Below are 18,151 nucleotides of genomic sequence, written 5' to 3' on the forward strand. Positions count from 1 at the left end.
GAAACAGCGTCGATGATAGTGTGGCAGCTGCCATGTGAAAGTAGAACATCGCCAAGCACCTAATTATAGAAAGCCCGATTCGAAAGAGTCGGGCTTTTTGCTTTTTGGGGTTTTAAAAGATAGTCCCTTAGCAGCGGTTAAAGCAGCTCATTTCACCTTGCGCAAAAGCTACGGACTTCGTCCGTAATTTTGCACTGTAGCGTCGATGATAGTGTGGCAGCTGCCATGTGAAAGTAGAACATCGCCAGGTCCTATTTAAGTAAAAAGCCCATCCATTGTGATGGGCTTTTTGCGTTTTTGGGTCTGTAGGTCGTGATAAGCGTAGCGCCATCCGACGTTTAAGAGAGTCCCTCGGCATTCTATAACCCTCAGCATTCTATAAAATGGCTCACTTCACCTTGCGCAAAAGCTACGGACTTCGTCCGTAATTTTGCACCCCAGCTTGCGCAAAAAGAGCGTATTCGCTTCGCTCACAGTCGCTAACCTTTTGCACCCTAGCTTCGCGTTCTGTCATTAAACATTTGTACTTTAGCTGCCATGTGGGGGTAGCCACTTATGTGTGCCAACTTGTACCATCGATTATCACAACAGCATGTCTTCCTACTGGTGTAGCTTGTGATATCTGACTCATGTGCAGCCTCATCGCTTCTTTATTTACGAATAGACTTACTAACGTTTTTGTGTAGCCTATGGCAGGGCATACTGCAGCAAATAAGTACCCATACTCAAACTGCTGTTGTTTTACAATCCTTGGCCGAGTGACTGTTCCAGCCCAAATGCGCGTAGTTGGATTTTGCTGGCCAAATTGAGCTTCATCCTGAAACCATGCGTTGATACGGTCAAAGAGGAAGGTGTTCTGGTGTGTGAAGGCTCGTTTCCAGTTGGAAGTTTTTTTAAAAACTTCTTGGCTTTGTAATGATTGTTTTGGATGTTTCGAGCGACTTATGATCCAACTAAAACCAAGCTGCTTTAGTATTTTATAGACATGATTTAAGTGGTAATGAACCCCAAATTCAGTGTTTTGAGACGTTTTGCAATATCGGTTCTGCTATTCTCCTCATAAAATAATGACACCGCGAGCAAGCGCATGTGTTTTTGTGCGGTTGGTTCTTTTCGAGAAAGCGTTAAAAGCTGTTCTGATATGTTTGAGTTCACGTTATTTAAGCTGTGATTTTATATAGGCTATATTAGAGCAGATATTTAAGCGGATCGGTATTAGTACATTTTGTACCTGAAAAGGCTTTAAATTTTCATCATTGTGATAGGGTAAATAAGGGGATCGGTAAGCATTGAGGTCTCGCTTTTGTCAATTTTTCCAAAGGAGTGTGTGCATGAAAATTATTCCTACAAGTCTTTTAAAGTTAATAACTGGAGGCGCTGGCAGCGCTGGTGCTGGGGGTGGGATTGAACCACCAAGTCCAGGGCAAGGCTAAGTTGTGCGAGAGTAGAATATCCTACTTGATAGGGAGCTACTTCGTAGAGAGATAAGTCTTAACAAGAGAAGCCCGACTTGAAAGAGTCGGGTTTTTTCGTGCAGAATCTTTGTGACCACGAAGTGGCGACACAGAGAGTTCTGCGCAAGGTGAAGTAAGCAACCTTCACAGGTGCTAAGCCATAGCCCCTCAGCAACTGTTAAATTGGCTCATCTCACCTTGCACAAAGGAAACGCACTCACTGCGTTCGCTGTCGTTAATCCTTTGCACCCCAGCTTGCGCGAAAACCAAGGACTGCGTCGGTAATTTTGCGTTTTAATTCGTTGTATTCATCTGCTCTATAAACTTGTTCGAATTTTCAATAGAGCGGTTCATATCATTAATTAATGACTGAATATCCGTTTGTAAGCTTTTGAACTCACCTCGAATGGCGGCAATAGCTTGCGCATTTAGATTGTGTTTTAGATACAAAACATTATCTTTGAGTGATGCTAACACAGGTTGCATTTTTCTTTCGCTGCTACGCATTGAGCGAAGCAATCTATCAAATTGTCTCTGTGTTTGTTTGAGCTTTTTATCACTTTCTCTTTTTAGCTTTTCGCTAGAATATTGCTCTAGCTCATCTTGCCATTCATCAAACAAAGCTTCGGCCACGTCTTCTACTTTGTCGATATTGGCACTGACTTTCTGCGCAGACGCAAGACTTGACTCGTAATCATCGTTTAGTTGCTCATAAACAGCCTGTAATTCTTTACCATCAAAATTTATCAATGTGCTGAGGCGTTCGAGTGCAGATTGAAACTCTTGTTGTGATTCTTGTTGCGACTCTTTGGTATTTTCAACTCTATCTACAAGAATTTCACGCTTATGAATCCCTACCTTTTCCATGGCGGAGTAGTATGCGCTCTGACACCCTGTAAGACCTAGGACGAGTGCGGTGATCAATGTGATACGTTTCATATTAAACCAGTTTGCTATTAATCTTGCTGTAAATTATGTAACTGATTGCTATGATGTGCAAAGAGTTTCCAAGAATTAGACGGCTATGAAGGTTAGGGTTGAACAATTGGTGGTGAAGGTGAAGCAACTTATTTTGATGCAACCGAAGTGGTGGCGAGACTACTTAAAACGCTGTGCTGAGGATCAGATCACGGTTAATGCTGGCTATCTTGCATATGTAACATTGCTGTCTTTAGTGCCTCTAATCGCTGTCGGTGTAGCAATATTTTCTGCATTCCCAGGCTTTGAAGATACCCGAATCGCGATAGAAAATTTTATCTTTAATAATTTCGTGCCTACTTCAACAGATAGTATTAAGTCTCATATTAGTGCATTTACAGGCAATGCAAATCAGATGACAGCTGTAGGTATTGGCTTTTTAGCAGCTATAGCGCTGTTACTGATAAGAAATGTAGATGCAGCGCTGAACAGAATATGGCGGGTTGAGAAAAAACGCCCGCTCATGATTTCTTTTGCAATTTATTGGATGGTTTTGACGCTTGGACCAGTGTTACTTGGCGCAAGCATAGGTGTGACCTCCTACATTGTTTCTCTTGTGTCTTTTGCAGACCAAGGGATCCCAGGCTTTAGCGGTTTTTTGCTAAAGCTATTACCCTATGTGATTTCAATGGCCGGTTTCATTATGCTCTATACTTTAGTGCCTAACACGCGTGTATCATTTCGAGCAGCGGTTCCAGGGGCGTTGTTTGCGGCACTATTGTTTGAGTTATCAAAGAAAGGGTTTGCTGCATATATCAGCCACTTTCCTTCTTATGAAGTGATTTACGGCGCGTTAGCGACGGTTCCGATTCTGTTTGTATGGGTTTATCTATCGTGGATTGTAGTACTGTTAGGTGCTGAATTTACAGTTTGTTTAGGCGAGCATGAGCCTTGGTTTAAACACGACGATAAACAGATGGAGGAAGAAAGCACATATTAAGTAACGAGGTGAACTATGGCACAGGGCTATATCGTTGGAGAGGCATTGCGCAGTTTCCATTTGGCTGTTGGCGATGGGCATCAGATTTATGTTGAAGAGTATGGCAAACCGGATGGGTTACCTGTACTTGTCAATCACGGGGGCCCTGGGTGTGGTCTAAACCCAGAATCAACACAATATTTTAACCCAGAACGCTATCGAATCATTTTGTATAGCCAGCGCGGGTGCGGTGGTTCAACCCCTCATGAGTTGCACCATAATACACCTAACCACCTCGTTCATGACATGCTTAAGCTGCTAGATCACCTCGAAATCAACAAGACAGTGATGGTTGGTGGTTCTTGGGGGGCAACATTGAGCCTTCTTTTTGCGCATAAGCACCCTGAGCGTGTTAAGGGCCTAGTGTTATGGGCGTCTTTTTTAGCTACGGAGCAAGATTTACAGTGGTTATATTCCCCGCAAGGAGCTGGAGCACAGTTCTACCCTGAAAGCTATAATGCGTTCAGTCAGGGTCTGCAAAGTGCAGAAGATGTATTAGCTTATTACAGTGATGCTTTACACAGTGATGATGAGTTATTGCAGCATAAGGCAGCTCATCATTGGCACGAATGGGATAGACAGGTAACCCTAGCGGCTTCTTTGAGCAGATATCACTTAGAACATGCTAATTGTATTACACAACAGGCAAAAATAATGTGTCATTATTTCAGTTCCGAAATATTCGCCCAGTTACAGGATTTAGATACAGCGCCACAGGTACTTAAAGCGCTCCCTATTTGGTTTGTACATGGCAGGCACGATCTTGTATGTCGCTTTGCGCCTGTTCAGCGCTTAGCTGATGAGCTCAATGCCCAATTGTATATCTTGGACGGTTTAGGGCACAGTGGTGCCAGCCAAGCCTATTTTGAAGCAATACGCCGAGCTGCAGATCTTTTAGCCTGTAAGCTGCACGCATAACACTAGAACGACTCTGGTGATTGTATATCGATTGGCTTATAGTGATGCACTTTGTCGATATTGTAAAAGGGGCGTCTGTGCAAGGCTTAATTCAAAGAGTATCGTGTGCCAAAGTTGAGGTGGATGGCGAGGTCATTGGTGAAATTAAAACGGGTTTAGTACTACTGTTGGGGGTGGAGAAAGAAGACACACAAGCACACGTTGCCAAGCTATTACATAAAGTAACTAATTACCGAGTATTTACAGATAATGATGGCAAGATGAATCTTAGCCTGAAAGATATAGCCGGAGAGCTGCTCGTTGTATCTCAATTTACACTTGCGGCTGATACACGAAAAGGAATGAGACCCAGTTTTTCATCGGCAGCGGTTCCAGAACATGCAAACGCGTTATATGAGTTATTTGTGCAGCAAGCTAGAGAGTTGGGTTTAAAGGTTGCAACAGGGCAATTTGCTGCGGATATGCAAGTGACTTTGTGCAATGATGGGCCAGTAACCTTCAACCTTGCGGTTTAGCGTTTAATCGCGATGATGTGGTTAGCGTAGTCATCGACGGTTTCTACTTTTGGTTTTTTACCAAAATTAGTGATCAGTAAATGTTCTAGTCGCTGGCGTTGAGATGGATGTTCGGAAAGAAAGTTGATAAATAGCCAACCATCATCATTGAGTGCTGCACGTAACTGTCTGTAAAATGGGTGCTGAAACAAAAATAGTGGCGCATCCATTTCACTGAATAAATCAAGAATAATCCAATCATACCGCTTGCCTCCAGATAACGCCGTATCGGCATCCATACAAGCTACACTACACCCTTGCTCGCCACGGAAGTACTTTTTATAGCAATGTACTATGTCTGGATTGTTATCTACGGAAAGTACCTTACATTCAGGGTAAATGGCATGTAGATAATCTCTGATTGCACCTCCACCTAACCCTAGTTCTAATACCTTATTGGGGGTGGGTAAATCTTGCCATATCGCTGCAAGAGTTTGTAAATGAGGAAAAAGGAGCTGCTCTGGGTGGTCTTTCTCCACTACAGATTGTAAGGTGTCGTTGATCAACAACCAGCGCAAGGTTTTGTCTTGCCGAACTTGTATGCTGACATTGCCATGCTTGTGCCAATAAAGTAAATGACCTAGTTGGTGGCTCTGTTGCACAAATTGGTTGGCGATCGTGCCTTGGGCAGTCACAAAATTATGCATAGTAACATCAGCATAGCTCACGATCGTCGTAATGCCACTTTGTTCGGTAATTTTTACACTTGGCAATGGCATTCTACCAATAGAGTATGTTCAGTTTCTGTGATTTCTAGTATGGTCTATTGCTCATAGCCAAGAAAAATGAATAACAGGAGTATTTATGTTTAAGGTTAGCTCACCACAAAGCAGTGAAGATTGGCAGGCCTATTACCAACTACGCTGGCAAGTTTTACGCGAGCCTTGGGGTCAGCCTAGAGGCTCTGAGCAAGACGACTTAGAGCAAGAGTCTGAACATTTATACATCAAAGATAATGAAGGCAAAGTGCTTGCAGTAGCTAGGTTACACTTTAATACACAACAACAAGCACAAGTGCGCTATATGGCTGTTTCAGAAGCTCATCGAAGTCAGAACCTAGGCAGCCGATTATTACATGAGTTAGAGAAAATTGCTTGGCAGCAAAACGCAGAAGAGTTGGTTTTATTTGCCAGAGAAAGAGCGTTGGCGTTTTATGAGAACCATGGCTATCAGATGGTTGAAAAAGCGCATTTGGCTTACAACGATATCCAGCATTGGAAAATGGTTAAACAACGGCCCACTGAACCAGGCTGGTTTCGCCATCCAGAATGGACGCAAGTGTTACAAGATACTTGGAGAGAGTCGATACCTATTAGTGATGCGATGGGGATCAAGGTTGAGAGCTATACCAACTGGCAGTTTTCAACTCGTGCAGATCTAAAAGCGAATTTGAATCTTCACAACTCAATGTTTGCAGGCTCAATATATAGCATGGCAACATTAACGGGCTGGGGTGCGACTTATTTGGCATTAAAGGAAAAAAACTTAGAAGGGAACATAGTGCTGGCAGACGCTAATATAAAGTACTTGAAGCCGCTCACGACTGCGCCAAGTGCTTCAGTCTCAATTGCAGATTGTCAGGGCAACTTTGAAGACCTTAAAACAGACGGCAAAGCAAAGTATATTGTACCTGTAAGGGTTCATGATGGTGATGTATTGGTTGCTAAGTTTGAAGGAACATTTGTAGTACTAAATTAACACGCAAGCTTGCGATGGCCTTGTGTGTTCAAGGCCTGAAAAAATATTCTAAGGGCGTTTTAAGTATTGGCCCGGTGTACAATTAAACACTTTTTTAAAAGATGTATTGAAAGCTGAGCTAGACTCAAACCCAAGTTGTTCAGCAATATGCTGCTGGTTATGACCAGCTTCTATCATTTCTACTGCTCTTAATGCCCTTAATTTTTGTTTCCACTGACTGAAGTTCATTGCAAAGCTTTTCGTAAACAAGCGATTAAGCGTTCGCGTCGATGCACCAATTTCTTCACCCCATTGTTGCAAAGTTTTGTGGCATCCTGGATTGGCGTGTAATTCACTGATGATTGGTAGAAGCCTGTCATCTTGCGCAGTAGGCATGAAAAATGAGCTGGTTGGTGCTGATTCAAGCCTATCTACAAATACTTGGATAAAGCGCAGTGTTTTGTCATCAAGTGCATAGTCTGTCTCCCAAGCGCATATTTCCAATATCATTGCTTTTAAGAGTTCATCTACATGTAGCAATTTTGCAGTGTTACCCAACAGTGGCGCATATTTTTCGTCGATATAAACACTTCTAAAATGTCCGCCATATCTGCAAAATGTTTCATGGGGTAAATTAGGGGGAAGCCATAGCGCTTGGTCTGGAGGGATCACAAAGTTTCCTTCGGGTGTCACAATACTGAGAACCCCGTTGCTGGTGTATGCAAGCTGTCCCCAGGTATGCTGATGTGTCTGAACATGTTGCCAAGGTGGCATAGTACTGGCTCTTGGGTAAACCGGCCTACCTAAGCGTTTTAATTTGAAACGTGTTGCGATGCTATTCCAGTGAGCAGCGCTGCCATTGGGTTGGCTATTAACCATGCTAAGCCTCTACTTTCAGCATATACGTTACCTGACTTTAAGGCACTATAAGAGATTTTTGCTCTCAGGGTAAGATTTACTAAGATCCTTGCGTAAAAGCAAGTACGTATCAGTTTGCTATTTCTTACAAGGATGAAAGTAGCCACAGTAAAACACTGAAGATTAATGTGCAATTTGTCCGAACTGATAAATTATCTGTCTATAAATTGGATTTTGGTCACATTAACTAGGCAGTAGAATGAAACTGCTTATTTAATGTGCTTGAAGGAAAATAATAATGGAAGATATTCAACCTCGGTCAAGATGGAAGACACCATTTGGCTTTTTGACATTATCAACAATTGTCATGGCGGTGACATTTGCAGCTTGGACGGCTTTGCTAAACAACTTTGCAGTAGAAGCTGCTCAGTTTAATGGCGCAAATATGGGGATGTTGCAATCTTTGCGAGAGATCCCAGGCTTTTTAGCATTTACGGCGGTGTTTATCTTACTGGTTGTAAAGGAGCAAACGTTTGCCCTTATCAGCCTGTGTTTACTGTCTATTGGTGTAGCTATAACAGGTTTATTTCCAAGTATTTACGGCTTGTATGCCACCACAGTTCTTATGTCGATAGGGTTTCATTACTTTGAAACGCTTAATCAGTCCCTGAGTTTACAGTGGTTTAATAAAGATGAAGCGCCACAAAAGCTAGGTCAGTTGTTGTCTATTAAGTCTATGGCTTCGCTGCTCACTTTTGGGGTAATTTGGCTCGGTGTCACATTTTTATCCGCAAGCTATGAGTGGCTATATCTCGTGTTAGGAGGAGTAGGTTTAGCGCTGACATTATTTATGATAAGCGCATTCCCTCACTTTAAACAGCACAACGCACAACATAAAAAGATCATCTTACGAAAAGAGTACAGCTTATATTACTTATTGCTGTTCTTTTCCGGCGCACGCAGGCAAATCTTTATGGTGTTCGCTGGCTTCCTCATGGTTGAAAAGTTTGGCTTTGATGTGGCACAAATTACCATGCTCTACATGTTAAACCACGTTATCAACATTTTTGCAGCGCCTGTTATTGGTAGGATGATCGGCAAAATAGGCGAACAAAAAGCTTTGACCATAGAATACACAGGCTTGATGTTAGTCTTTACCGGTTACGCTTTAGTTGAGTCTGCCCAATTGGCGGCCGCTTTATACGTGGTAGATCATCTGTTTTTTGCAATGGCTATTGCATTAAAAACCTACTTTCAGAAAATTGCTCGCCCTCAAGATATTGCGTCGACGGCTGGGGTCAGCTTTACCATTAATCACATCGCGGCGGTGATTATTCCTGCAAGCTTTGGTGTAGTGTGGCTCTATGATAGCGCCTTGGTATTTTATTTTGGTGCAGCTCTGGCGGGCTGTTCATTGTTGTTGAGTCAGTTTATTGGCTGGCATTTAAGGCGTCATCAACCCCAAATGAGTGCGCCTCTTTAGCCGATGATCAAATATGGCCCGCGGTTACAGTGTGTGCTGCGTGGCCAGTTGCTGTTTGAGGTGATCGATAAATAACCTAGTTTTTATAGGAATGAATGCACTGTTAGGGTAATACGCCCATAATTGCTTATTGGCGGATTTCACGTGTGGTAGTACAGGTACTAGCGTGCCCTCTTGTAGTTGTTTATGAATATACCCTGCGGAGATTAACATCAGTCCCATTCCTTGTATCGCAGCCTCAAGCATGGCATCAAGGTGGTCGGACACAAAGTTGTAATCTTTGAAGGTGAAAATAGAATTGTCACTGAGCATGATATGGCCTTTCTTTTGATAGTAACTACTTAGCAACATTTTGTGACCGGCTAAATCGTCCACACTTTTAATGGCACTATGGCGTTGCAAATAGCAAGGCGAAGCAAACAGTTTCATTTGATATTCCAGTAAACAGGTCCCTTTGTGGGCGACTGAATCAAACTCATTATAATGGCGGGTGATAACGAGATCATGGTGTAGATCGGGTAGGGTACCGGGTGCTAGCACATTGAGCTGAATCTTGATCTGCGGATATTGTGCTAGAAAAGCCTGAATACTAGGCATGAGGAGGCTATTGCCAACCGCTAATGTCGCAGCTATTTTAAGCGTTCCCGAAGGGGTTTTGTTGACCTCCTGTGAGTGCTCTAAAATATGGTCAAATTGAGCGATGAGTGCTTGCGCTTTAGGCAACAACAAATGACCCGCTTCACTAAGTTGAACATGCCTTGTTGTGCGGATCAGTAAGCTTTGCCCCATTTGCTTTTCTAACCAATCGATACGTTTACTCACCGCGGATGAAGAAATATTCAGTTCCTCAGCAGCTTGTGTGAAGCTGCCGTATTCAGCGGTTAATATAAAACTTTTAGCTGCACTAAGCCAATCCATATTTATTCCTATGAGGACATAATGTTATTCCCATTACAGGGTTTTTTGTCAGCAAAGTAAAGCCTATAGTCATCACAGAATTTACACAGGTAAATAAATCATGTTGATCATCGCGATGTTATTACTGTCTAGTTCACAGCTCGCTAGCCAAATATTTTTCCCGGTATTACCACAGATTGCTACAGACCTTCAGATGAGTCAGGGACTTAGCCAAATGATGATCACAGGTTATTTTATATGCCTTGGTTTATCGCAACTCGTGGTGGGCCCACTACGAGATAAGTATGGAGATAGGCAGGTCTTCTTAGCTGGGCAGTTAGTGTTTGTTGTAGGAAGTATTTGCTGTGCTTTGGCTACGAATACTGAGTGCTTTGCGCTTGGGCGCTTGCTGCAAGGGTTGGGTGCAGCAGCACCTTTACTTATCAGTCGTACCATTCTAGGGGCGGTGTACCGTGGTTCGCAGTTACGCGAGGCATTAGGCTGCCTTGCAATGGTTGCCAGTTGTGTGGCTATTTTAGCGCCATGGTTTGGTGGAGTATTGGCGAGTTGGGCTGATTGGCAATTTGTTGCCTGGGCATTGAGTGCCTATTTGATGATCGTCGCCTTGATCGGGTACTGGCTATTACCTACTGAGTTAAGTAGTAACGTGGCGGTATCGTTGTATCCTCATCACATATTTAAACAATATCTGGCGTTGCTTAGCGCCCCTAAATTTGTAGCCATCGCCTTGTTTAAGTGGACACCAACATTTATCTACATGACGACACAGCTGTATTTTCCATTTGTTCTACAGCAGCAATTCGCACTGAGCGAAGCGCAATTTGGTAGTGTCATGATGTTGCCCATGGCTGGTTTACTAGTGGGGAGTTTGCTAAGTCGCAAGCTGCAGCGGCATTTAAATATGGCGTGGGTAACAGGTATGTTTTGGCCATTATTAGTGTTAAGTGGTGTTTGCTACATGTTTATGTCGTTTACGCTGTTGAATGCGCTGTTCGCCTACGGGCTAGTCATGGTGATGTTTGGCGGGTATTTTGCCATTTATATTCAAATGCTCAGTGAACACTTTTGTGAACATGCGGGTAGTGCGAATGCACTAATAGGCGCATGTGAGTTGTTGCTGTTCACTGTGCTAGCTGTAGCGTGTAACAGTTATTTTATAGATGTGCCTAGCGATATGGCATGGATCACTTGGTTCATGGCGGTATTATTGGGCTGGGCGTGGTTGACCTTGTTCTTGAGCAAGTGGTCATGGCATAGATTTTTACTAGATAAACGAGCAAGGAGTATGTAATGCAGTTTAATACGAAGCGATTGGTAATAAGACCTGTGACGCCCGATGATTTGGCAGCAAGCTTTGAGCACCGAAGTTGTGCGCTCACATCTCGGTATATTGGCGAACCTGCAAGTTATGAGCAAGCTAAGCAACGTTTACTTGAGGGATGTAAACCTTGGCATGCACAGGAAAATGAACGCCTCGCTTTAGCCATTACGTTGCAAAGTAATGAACGCTTGATTGGGGAGTTAATGTTTAAGTACGTAAACAAGGAGAGTTTGATCGGTGAAATAGGCTATAGGTTACATAAAGATTATATCGGTCAAGGATATGCGTATGAAGCAGTCTCGGGGTTTATTGAGCACCTTTTTGTCGAGCAGGAGGTGATGAAAATAACCGCTTTGTGTGCGACTGAAAATACTGCTTCATGGAAGTTAATGGAAAAACTCGGTATGCAAAGAGAAGGGCACTTACGTCGTCACTTTCAATTGACTACACAACGAGCTGATGCTTATTACTACGGGCTGTGTCGTGAATAAAGTAACGGGGGAAGCTTCCCTCTCAACTTTTCATTGGCATTTAGCCCAGTTTACTTTCGTCAAACATTGATTTTAAACTAGTGGCAAACTGCTTCATTTTCTCTTGCATAGTTTTTTTCACGTAAATATCAACACTGCCTAGGATTACCTTTCCTTGAATATATAACCGAGGACGTTGTTTGGTGAGAGTATTGGTAGATAACTGGGAGCGGTTATTGCTGACATGACCCATGATATTAGTTGTATTGGTAATAACATCAATATTTTCAGGAATGATAATTTCATCGCTGCCCATTATACAGTTGACCTCGATGATCACCTCAGGGTGAGTAAAAACCGCATTTCTAAAATCTAACTCTGTGCTACCGAAATAGTTATTTAAGCGAATGTGCTTAGGAACCACCCAGTCCCCGCCACGATGATCTGAGCTTAGAATCGATGTGATGGTCAGAGATTCTTGATGTGGATGTGATGCGGTAAATTTTGGCTGCATACGCGCTTGCTTCTCACTGTAGTAGCGAGGGTCTGATTGTAGCGGAAGATCGGCAACCAGTTCTTGTAACTGACTTTGTTCATCAATTTGATAGGCTTTGTCTAACCGTCGCTCAAAAGCATCTGCAGATAGCTCGCCATGGCTGTAATTTAAAATCAGCTGATCGATAACTTCTTCACGTACCGTTTCTAAAGGACGGTCATTGATTGGCACTGGCATTGTCATTGTCCTTAAAGCATATTGACTAAGAGAGTACGACTTTGGATGCAATTACTGAACCAAAAAAATTATATATTAAATATCATATGGTTAAGTTTTTTTCAGACAGAAAAATTAGTGAGATTGACTAATTTTCGTATCATTTAACTAATTAGTATGTCGTTAAAGCAATCGTTTTGTCGTGCTAAAAATGAGAGGCAGCACATTTGTACTGCCTCTCATGGGGAATTTAAATCGCCTTAAAGCGAATGGCTGTACCACCGCTGGTGGCAAGTTTTAGCGTGAGTTTGTCTTTTGCGCTAACAATGCGCTTGTTAATCGATATGTCGTAAGGGTTGTGTTTCCATTCGGCTTGTTCGCCATCTTGGTAGATGTGTGCTTCGTACTTTTTGTTGGATTCTAAAAAGTCTAGTTTGATGTCAATACTACGGGCATGCTCATCGGTGATAGCCCCTAAGTACCAATCATTCCCCGTATATTGGCCACGCTTTCTTTCTTGGCGGGCAAAAACAACGTAATCGCCGACTTCACCTGCCAAAGCGATACTGGTCTCCCAATCTGTGGGTACATCTTTAATAAATTGAAAAGCGTCAGGCTTTGCTAAGTAATTTTCTGGCAAATCAGCAGCCATTTGGATTGGGCTGTAAAGTACGACATAAAGCGCAAGCTGTTTCGCCAGTGTGGTTTGTGGACGATTGGTCTTGTCTCCTAAACCATTGAAGCTCATATCAAAAATGCCAGGTGTAAAGTCCATAGGACCCGCCAACATACGGGTGAAGGCTAGCATGGGCGTATGTTCTGGTGGATTAGGCGGTGTACCCCAAGCATTAAATTCCTGACCTCTTGCCCCTTCTCGGCTTAGCCAGTTTGGATAGGTTCGGCGTAGCCCTGTATCTTTGATAGGCTCGTGAGTATTTATGCTGATCTGGTATTTTGCTGCCAGCTTTACGTTATCAAGGTACTCATTCACCATGAATTGACCATCATGCCATTCATAGCGGGGATGACCGCGCTCATCAATACGTTTAATATTTCCGCCATCGGCAACGTAACCTGTTTTAACCTGACGCACTCCCGAGTTCTGATAAAGCTCAAAAGCATCATGCATTTGTTTTCTATAGTTGCTGACGTTGCCTGAGGTCTCGTGATGTCCTATCAAACGAGCGCCCACTTGTTTGCTGTGCTCACTGATGGCTTTCATATCAAAATCAGGGTATGCCTGCGTAAAGCTAAATACATCACCGTTGTAGAACCAATCTCCATCCCAGCCTATATTCCAGCCTTCAACAAGTACGCCATCAAAGCCATGTTCTGCGGCAAAACTTAAATAGGCTTTAGTTTGCTCTGTTGTAGCACCATGTTTTTCTCCGCTACCCCAAGTATTTTTGCCAATGTGCATACCCCACCAGATCCCCAAGTATTTACCGGGTTCGACCCATGATACATCACCCAATTTATTCGGCTCATTTAAGTTCAGGATCAAATGAGAATTCAAGAGGTCGATGGCTTCATCACCAATTTGTAGCGTACGCCAAGGTGTTTTAAATTTACCGTTTGTTTTGACCCGAATACCGTCTGACCATGGGGTTAGATCCGCGACAAACGTCCCCGGGCGACGTTGATTGAGGGTCATCGCTGCGTAATCAAGCAAGGCAGCTTCATGCACACTAACGTGCACGCCATCAGCATTTTTTAGCGTGAACGGAGTATGTACGTGCGCAGCCTGTTGTAAGGGAGTTGTGTTGTAAGTGTATTCATAGCGATTCCAGCCGCGTGCTGGGATCCACCAAGCTGTACTATTATGACTGTCGGCAAAGTTGAATTCAGTTAACTCTTTGGTTATGTACAAGGCGTTGCTTTGGTTGACTTCGTAACGAAACCCTAAGCCATCATTAAATACTCGGACTCTAAGTGTAAAGGCTGTGTCTTTGCTGTCTTTATCCTTAAACGTGACGGCCAGCTCGTTGTGATGATCGGTGACTAATCGGGCCTCACCCCATGGCTGCTGCCAAGTTTGTTGGTAACTGCTGGTGGCGCTAGCGCTTATTTCCAGATTCTCTTTCATCGGTGCTGCATGTTTGAATTCAAAACCGAGTTTAGAGGTATTCAGTAGTGGTTTGTTGTTAAACGAGACGTTGTACTGAGGCTGAGACTGGCTATCGGAGATGGTGAATTTGATAGCACCATCAGGAGAGTTAACCGAATAGCTTGCAGCTTGGATGGCAGAACAAAACAGGCCACTGGAAAGTGTGAGATAGCTTAGTAAGCGCATGGGATCCCTAATTTAGTTGGTGAATGATGCGTTACTAGCATACTGTGATGAGTACAGAAGGCGGAAATATCTGCATACGTATTCATTTTGAAAGGGATGGCAGCTATTATCGGTCTTATTGATTGGCAGCGGTTATTTCTGGCTATGCTCTATACTTAACAGCAAAGAATGCGTACGGACTACACATGAAGAAAATACTAATTTTGTTGGGTTTTATCTGTTTTTCTAGCAAGGCGCTTGAAGTCGTTGTCAGTGATGACCAAGGTAATGCTATCAAGGGAGCTGCAGTATGGTTAACAGGCGCCAAATGGCAGGCGACGGGTGAGCAAAAAACCAAAGTATATAGCATGGGTCAAAAAGACCGTGCTTTTGTACCGCACACTTTGGTGGTTCCCAGTGGTACGTTGGTGGATTTTCCAAACTTCGACTCAATACTGCATCACGTTTACTCTTTTTCAAAGGCGAAGTCGTTCGAACTAAAGCTCTATAGGGACAAACCCTTGGCACCAGTAAGTTTCACTCAACCGGGGGTAGTAGAGCTAGGCTGTAACATTCATGATTGGATGTTAGGATACATTTTAGTAGTAAATTCAGGAGTATACGGTGTCAGTGATGAACAAGGCAAGGTGCAATTGGCGTTAGATAGCTCACAGTTAGGTAATGCGCAGTTAAATGTATGGCATGAGCGCTATGAAAACCTAGACAGCCCAGAAAGCCAGTTGCTCACGATCACTCATGTATCTCAAGTTGTGAACTATCAAATTCAACAAACACTGCTCGATAAACTGGAGTTTTTAACGGATGATACAGATGAATATGAGTAGGGTCTTAGCCATATCTGTCGCCACTTTGCTGAGTCAATTAACACAAGCTCAGGAAATCACAGGAAAATTTCATGGTTTGGTCGAGATCACGGCGACTAACACCAGTGAAGATAGATCGTGGTTGCGACAAGGCTGGGGGGTCGCCAGATTTGATGCTGACAGCGATGTATTTAATGTAAGTCGAGCGGCATTAACTGGTAGAATGGACTTCAGCTCCGCTTGGTCGGCTCATGCCGTAGCGCAATATGTGCCTGACCCTGACCACAAACTGGGCTTCACTGAAGCCTATATGCACTATCAGCCTTTGGCTCAAGGCTATCAGTTTAGTTCAAAAATAGGCGGGTTCTACCCGCGTATGTCATTAGAAAACCCGGCGTTTGGTTGGTCATCTCCCTATACGTTCAATTACTCAGGTCTTAATGCGTGGCTGGGAGAGGAAGTGCGTACATTCGGCGCTGAATTTGAGCTTAAGCGTGCAGCGAGACGATTTCGTTCCAAGCATGATGTCAGCGTTATCGGAGCATTGTTTAAAGGCAATGACCCCGCTGGGACGTTGCTCGCATGGCGTGGCTTTGTGCCTCACGATAGACAATCAGTATTTAATGAGCGTATTGCCTTTGCGCGGGTTAAATCACTTTATACACCACAGCTTAGGTTCCAAGGCCAATATGTTGATCCATTTAGTGAAGTAGATGGTCGCTTTGGGTATTACATTGGCGCGCACTGGAGCTACCTTAAACGCCATAACCTACGGGTCTATTGGTATGATAATAATGGTGATCCGAGTGCGGTTAATTACAACACAAAGCAATATGCTTGGGATACAAAGTTTTGGTCTTTAGCGTGGCGCTCCAAAGTGAGTGCGCAAACCCAGTTTATTACACAGGCTATGTATGGAAACACCGCGATGGGACCTAGGCGTGGAGTTGATAACGACTTTTACAGTTGGTATGTCATGTTGAGTCACACATTCAATGATTATCGCATAAGTGGTCGAGTCGAGCAGTCAAAAGTGATGGATAAGGACATTTGGGCATTTGACCCAAATGCCAGTTTTACACAGGGGATTACATTAAACGTGAGGAAGACGCTCTCTGAAACTTGGCAAGTGGGCGCAGAGTTTCAGTTTATCGATTATGAAGCCGAATCTCGACCTATGGCCTATCTACCGCTAGATTTGAATGAGCAAGTCTGGCGTGTCAGTGCTCAGTATCAGTTTTAAAAAAGCGCCAATTTGGCGCTTTTCGTTGTTGAGTTAGTCACATAAACGGTTTAGACCGTTTAGCGCTGCAACTCGGTATGCTTCGGCCATGGTTGGGTAGTTAAAGGTCGTATTGACAAAATATTCGACATTATTACCTGGCCCTTTTTGTTCCATGATGGCCTGACCGATATGCACAATTTCAGAAGCACGTTCGCCAAAACAGTGAACGCCCAGTAACTCTTTTGTTTCAGCATGGAATAACAGTTTCAAACTGCCCACTTCCGTTCCTGTAATTTGTGCACGTGCCAAGTGTTTAAACTGGGCTCGGCCAACTTCATAAGGGATCTTAGCCGCAGTTAATTGTTGTTCCGTTTTACCTACCGAGCTCATTTCTGGGATGGTATATATCCCCGCAGGAATATCAATGATGAGTTTGGCAGCGCATTCACCATGGGCTATGGCATCGGCCGCGATTCGGCCTTGATCAAACGCTGCGCTCGCGAGACTTGGATAGCCAATCACATCCCCCACAGCGTATACATTTTCAATCGAAGTTTGGTAGTTCTCGTTGACCTTTAGCTGGCCACGACCATCCGCTTGCAGGCCAATGGCTTCTAAGTTGAGGTCGTCGGTATTACCCGTGCGACCATTAGCGAACAAAATGCAGTCCGCTTTTACGCGTTTACCTGATTTTAGATGCAAGATCACGCCATCATCACGGGTTTCGACTTTTGCAAAGTCTTCATTGTGACGGATCACGATGCCACTGTTCCAAAAGTGATAGCTCAAGGCATCGGATATTTCGGCATCCATAAATGCCAGTAGCCTGTCTCGGGTATTGATCAAGTCTACTTTTGCGCCCAACCCTTTGAAAATAGAAGCATATTCGCAGCCGATGACACCCGCTCCGTAGATTAAAACGCGCTGAGGGTTATGTTGCAAACTTAAAATCGTATCACTGTCGTAAATTCTTGGATGTGAGAAGTCAACACTAGGTGGCCGATAAGGGCGCGAGCCGGTGGCAATCACTATGGTGCGCGCAGTGAGTAGCTCTTGTGAGCCATCGATATGTTGTACTTTTATCGTGTGTTTATCGACAAAGCTGGCATCACCTTGGTAGAGGTGAATACGATTTCGCTCGTAAAAGCTACTACGTAAATTCGACTGTTTTGATATAACGGTACTGGCGTGATTGAGTATGTCTTGAAAAGTATGGCGCTGTGGCTTCTCGGTAAAGCGGTACAGCGGATTTGCCTTGTACTCGATAAGACGGCTGACGGAATGGCGAAGTGCTTTAGAAGGAATGGTTCCCCAGTGTACACAACCGCCACCAACCGCTTGCTGGCGCTCAATTACAGCAACTTTTTGGTGACTTTTTGACAAGTTCATCGCGGCCCCTTCACCTCCAGGGCCTGTGCCGATTATGATTGCATCATACTGAAATGTGTCTGCGGCTGTTTCAGCGCTATTTGCAGACTTAGTTTTTGGCTTAGCCACGGCCTCTCCTC

General features: G+C 43.8%; 16 protein-coding genes and 1 pseudogene. 9 read left to right on the forward strand and 8 right to left on the reverse strand.

Features of this window, described 5'->3' with window-relative positions; all coding sequences use genetic code 11:
* Window positions 1-553 precede the first annotated feature (553 nt).
* Window positions 554-1,006, reverse strand: a pseudogene (locus BET10_RS22100) (winged helix-turn-helix domain-containing protein); the annotation flags it as partial.
* Between the two features lie 742 nt (window positions 1,007-1,748).
* Window positions 1,749-2,393, reverse strand: coding sequence for a DUF2959 domain-containing protein (locus BET10_RS20345; protein WP_070987867.1), 645 nt, complete (start codon window positions 2,391-2,393; stop codon window positions 1,749-1,751).
* A gap of 85 nt (window positions 2,394-2,478) precedes the next feature.
* Here BET10_RS20345 and BET10_RS20350 point away from each other — a divergent pair, with 85 nt between their 5' ends.
* The 3 genes from BET10_RS20350 (at window position 2,479) to dtd (ending at window position 4,844) form a co-directional block, all read left to right on the forward strand.
* Entirely contained in the window at window positions 2,479-3,372 is an 894-nt protein-coding gene (locus BET10_RS20350) for a virulence factor BrkB family protein (RefSeq protein WP_070987869.1), read from the forward strand.
* Window positions 3,373-3,387: 15 nt separating this feature from the next.
* On the forward strand, window positions 3,388-4,329 hold the full coding sequence (locus BET10_RS20355) for an alpha/beta fold hydrolase (RefSeq protein WP_070987871.1): 942 nt from the start codon (window positions 3,388-3,390) through the stop codon (window positions 4,327-4,329).
* A 77-nt stretch (window positions 4,330-4,406) separates the two neighbouring features.
* Window positions 4,407-4,844, forward strand: a complete 438-nt coding sequence (dtd, locus tag BET10_RS20360; RefSeq protein ID WP_070987971.1) for a D-aminoacyl-tRNA deacylase — start codon at window positions 4,407-4,409, stop codon at window positions 4,842-4,844.
* On the opposite strand, the gene BET10_RS20365 is transcribed toward dtd, so the two are convergent.
* Window positions 4,841-5,530 carry a spermidine synthase gene (locus BET10_RS20365; protein ID WP_070987973.1) on the reverse strand — a complete coding sequence of 230 codons (690 nt, stop codon included), beginning with the start codon at window positions 5,528-5,530 and terminating at the stop codon, window positions 4,841-4,843. The two genes, dtd and BET10_RS20365, sit on opposite strands and share 4 nt — an antisense overlap.
* A 157-nt stretch (window positions 5,531-5,687) precedes the next feature.
* On the opposite strand from BET10_RS20365, the gene BET10_RS20370 reads away from it, so the two are divergent.
* Window positions 5,688-6,581 (forward strand): bifunctional GNAT family N-acetyltransferase/hotdog fold thioesterase, encoded by an 894-nt coding sequence (locus BET10_RS20370; RefSeq protein ID WP_070987873.1) that lies wholly within the window; start codon window positions 5,688-5,690, stop codon window positions 6,579-6,581.
* Between the two features lie 48 nt (window positions 6,582-6,629).
* Here the strand turns inward: BET10_RS20370 and BET10_RS20375 are convergent, their stop codons facing one another.
* Window positions 6,630-7,439 (reverse strand): AraC family transcriptional regulator, encoded by an 810-nt coding sequence (locus tag BET10_RS20375; protein WP_070987875.1) that lies wholly within the window; start codon window positions 7,437-7,439, stop codon window positions 6,630-6,632.
* A 277-nt stretch (window positions 7,440-7,716) separates the two neighbouring features.
* Here BET10_RS20375 and BET10_RS20380 point away from each other — a divergent pair, with 277 nt between their 5' ends.
* Window positions 7,717-8,901: an MFS transporter gene (locus BET10_RS20380; RefSeq protein WP_239032332.1), complete on the forward strand. Its 1,185-nt coding sequence runs from the start codon at window positions 7,717-7,719 to the stop codon at window positions 8,899-8,901.
* Between the two features lie 24 nt (window positions 8,902-8,925).
* Here BET10_RS20380 and BET10_RS20385 read toward each other — a convergent pair whose 3' ends face one another.
* Complete coding sequence (locus tag BET10_RS20385; RefSeq protein WP_070987877.1) at window positions 8,926-9,819, reverse strand: LysR family transcriptional regulator; 894 nt, start codon at window positions 9,817-9,819, stop codon at window positions 8,926-8,928.
* Window positions 9,820-9,919: 100 nt separating this feature from the next.
* On the opposite strand from BET10_RS20385, the gene BET10_RS20390 reads away from it, so the two are divergent.
* Window positions 9,920-11,110 (forward strand): MFS transporter, encoded by a 1,191-nt coding sequence (locus tag BET10_RS20390; protein ID WP_070987879.1) that lies wholly within the window; start codon window positions 9,920-9,922, stop codon window positions 11,108-11,110.
* Window positions 11,110-11,631, forward strand: coding sequence for a GNAT family N-acetyltransferase (locus BET10_RS20395; protein WP_070987881.1), 522 nt, complete (start codon window positions 11,110-11,112; stop codon window positions 11,629-11,631). Before BET10_RS20390 ends, BET10_RS20395 begins: the two co-directional genes overlap by 1 nt.
* A 40-nt stretch (window positions 11,632-11,671) precedes the next feature.
* On the opposite strand, the gene BET10_RS20400 is transcribed toward BET10_RS20395, so the two are convergent.
* Both BET10_RS20400 and BET10_RS20405 read right to left on the reverse strand, forming a co-directional pair.
* Entirely contained in the window at window positions 11,672-12,343 is a 672-nt protein-coding gene (locus BET10_RS20400) for a DUF1707 SHOCT-like domain-containing protein (protein WP_070987883.1), read from the reverse strand.
* A 229-nt stretch (window positions 12,344-12,572) separates the two neighbouring features.
* Window positions 12,573-14,615, reverse strand: coding sequence for a glycoside hydrolase family 97 protein (locus tag BET10_RS20405; RefSeq protein ID WP_070987885.1), 2,043 nt, complete (start codon window positions 14,613-14,615; stop codon window positions 12,573-12,575).
* 185 nt (window positions 14,616-14,800) lie between these two features.
* Here BET10_RS20405 and BET10_RS20410 point away from each other — a divergent pair, with 185 nt between their 5' ends.
* Both BET10_RS20410 and BET10_RS20415 read left to right on the forward strand, forming a co-directional pair.
* Window positions 14,801-15,439 carry a methylamine utilization protein gene (locus tag BET10_RS20410; protein WP_070987887.1) on the forward strand — a complete coding sequence of 213 codons (639 nt, stop codon included), beginning with the start codon at window positions 14,801-14,803 and terminating at the stop codon, window positions 15,437-15,439.
* Complete coding sequence (locus BET10_RS20415) at window positions 15,432-16,661, forward strand: hypothetical protein (protein WP_139158533.1); 1,230 nt, start codon at window positions 15,432-15,434, stop codon at window positions 16,659-16,661. Before BET10_RS20410 ends, BET10_RS20415 begins: the two co-directional genes overlap by 8 nt.
* A gap of 33 nt (window positions 16,662-16,694) precedes the next feature.
* Here BET10_RS20415 and sthA read toward each other — a convergent pair whose 3' ends face one another.
* Window positions 16,695-18,140 (reverse strand): Si-specific NAD(P)(+) transhydrogenase, encoded by a 1,446-nt coding sequence (gene sthA / locus BET10_RS20420; protein WP_083330634.1) that lies wholly within the window; start codon window positions 18,138-18,140, stop codon window positions 16,695-16,697.
* Between the last annotated feature and the right edge of the window lie 11 nt (window positions 18,141-18,151).

The sequence above is a fragment of the Pseudoalteromonas amylolytica genome, from assembly GCF_001854605.1.
Lineage (GTDB): Bacteria > Pseudomonadota > Gammaproteobacteria > Enterobacterales > Alteromonadaceae > Pseudoalteromonas > Pseudoalteromonas amylolytica.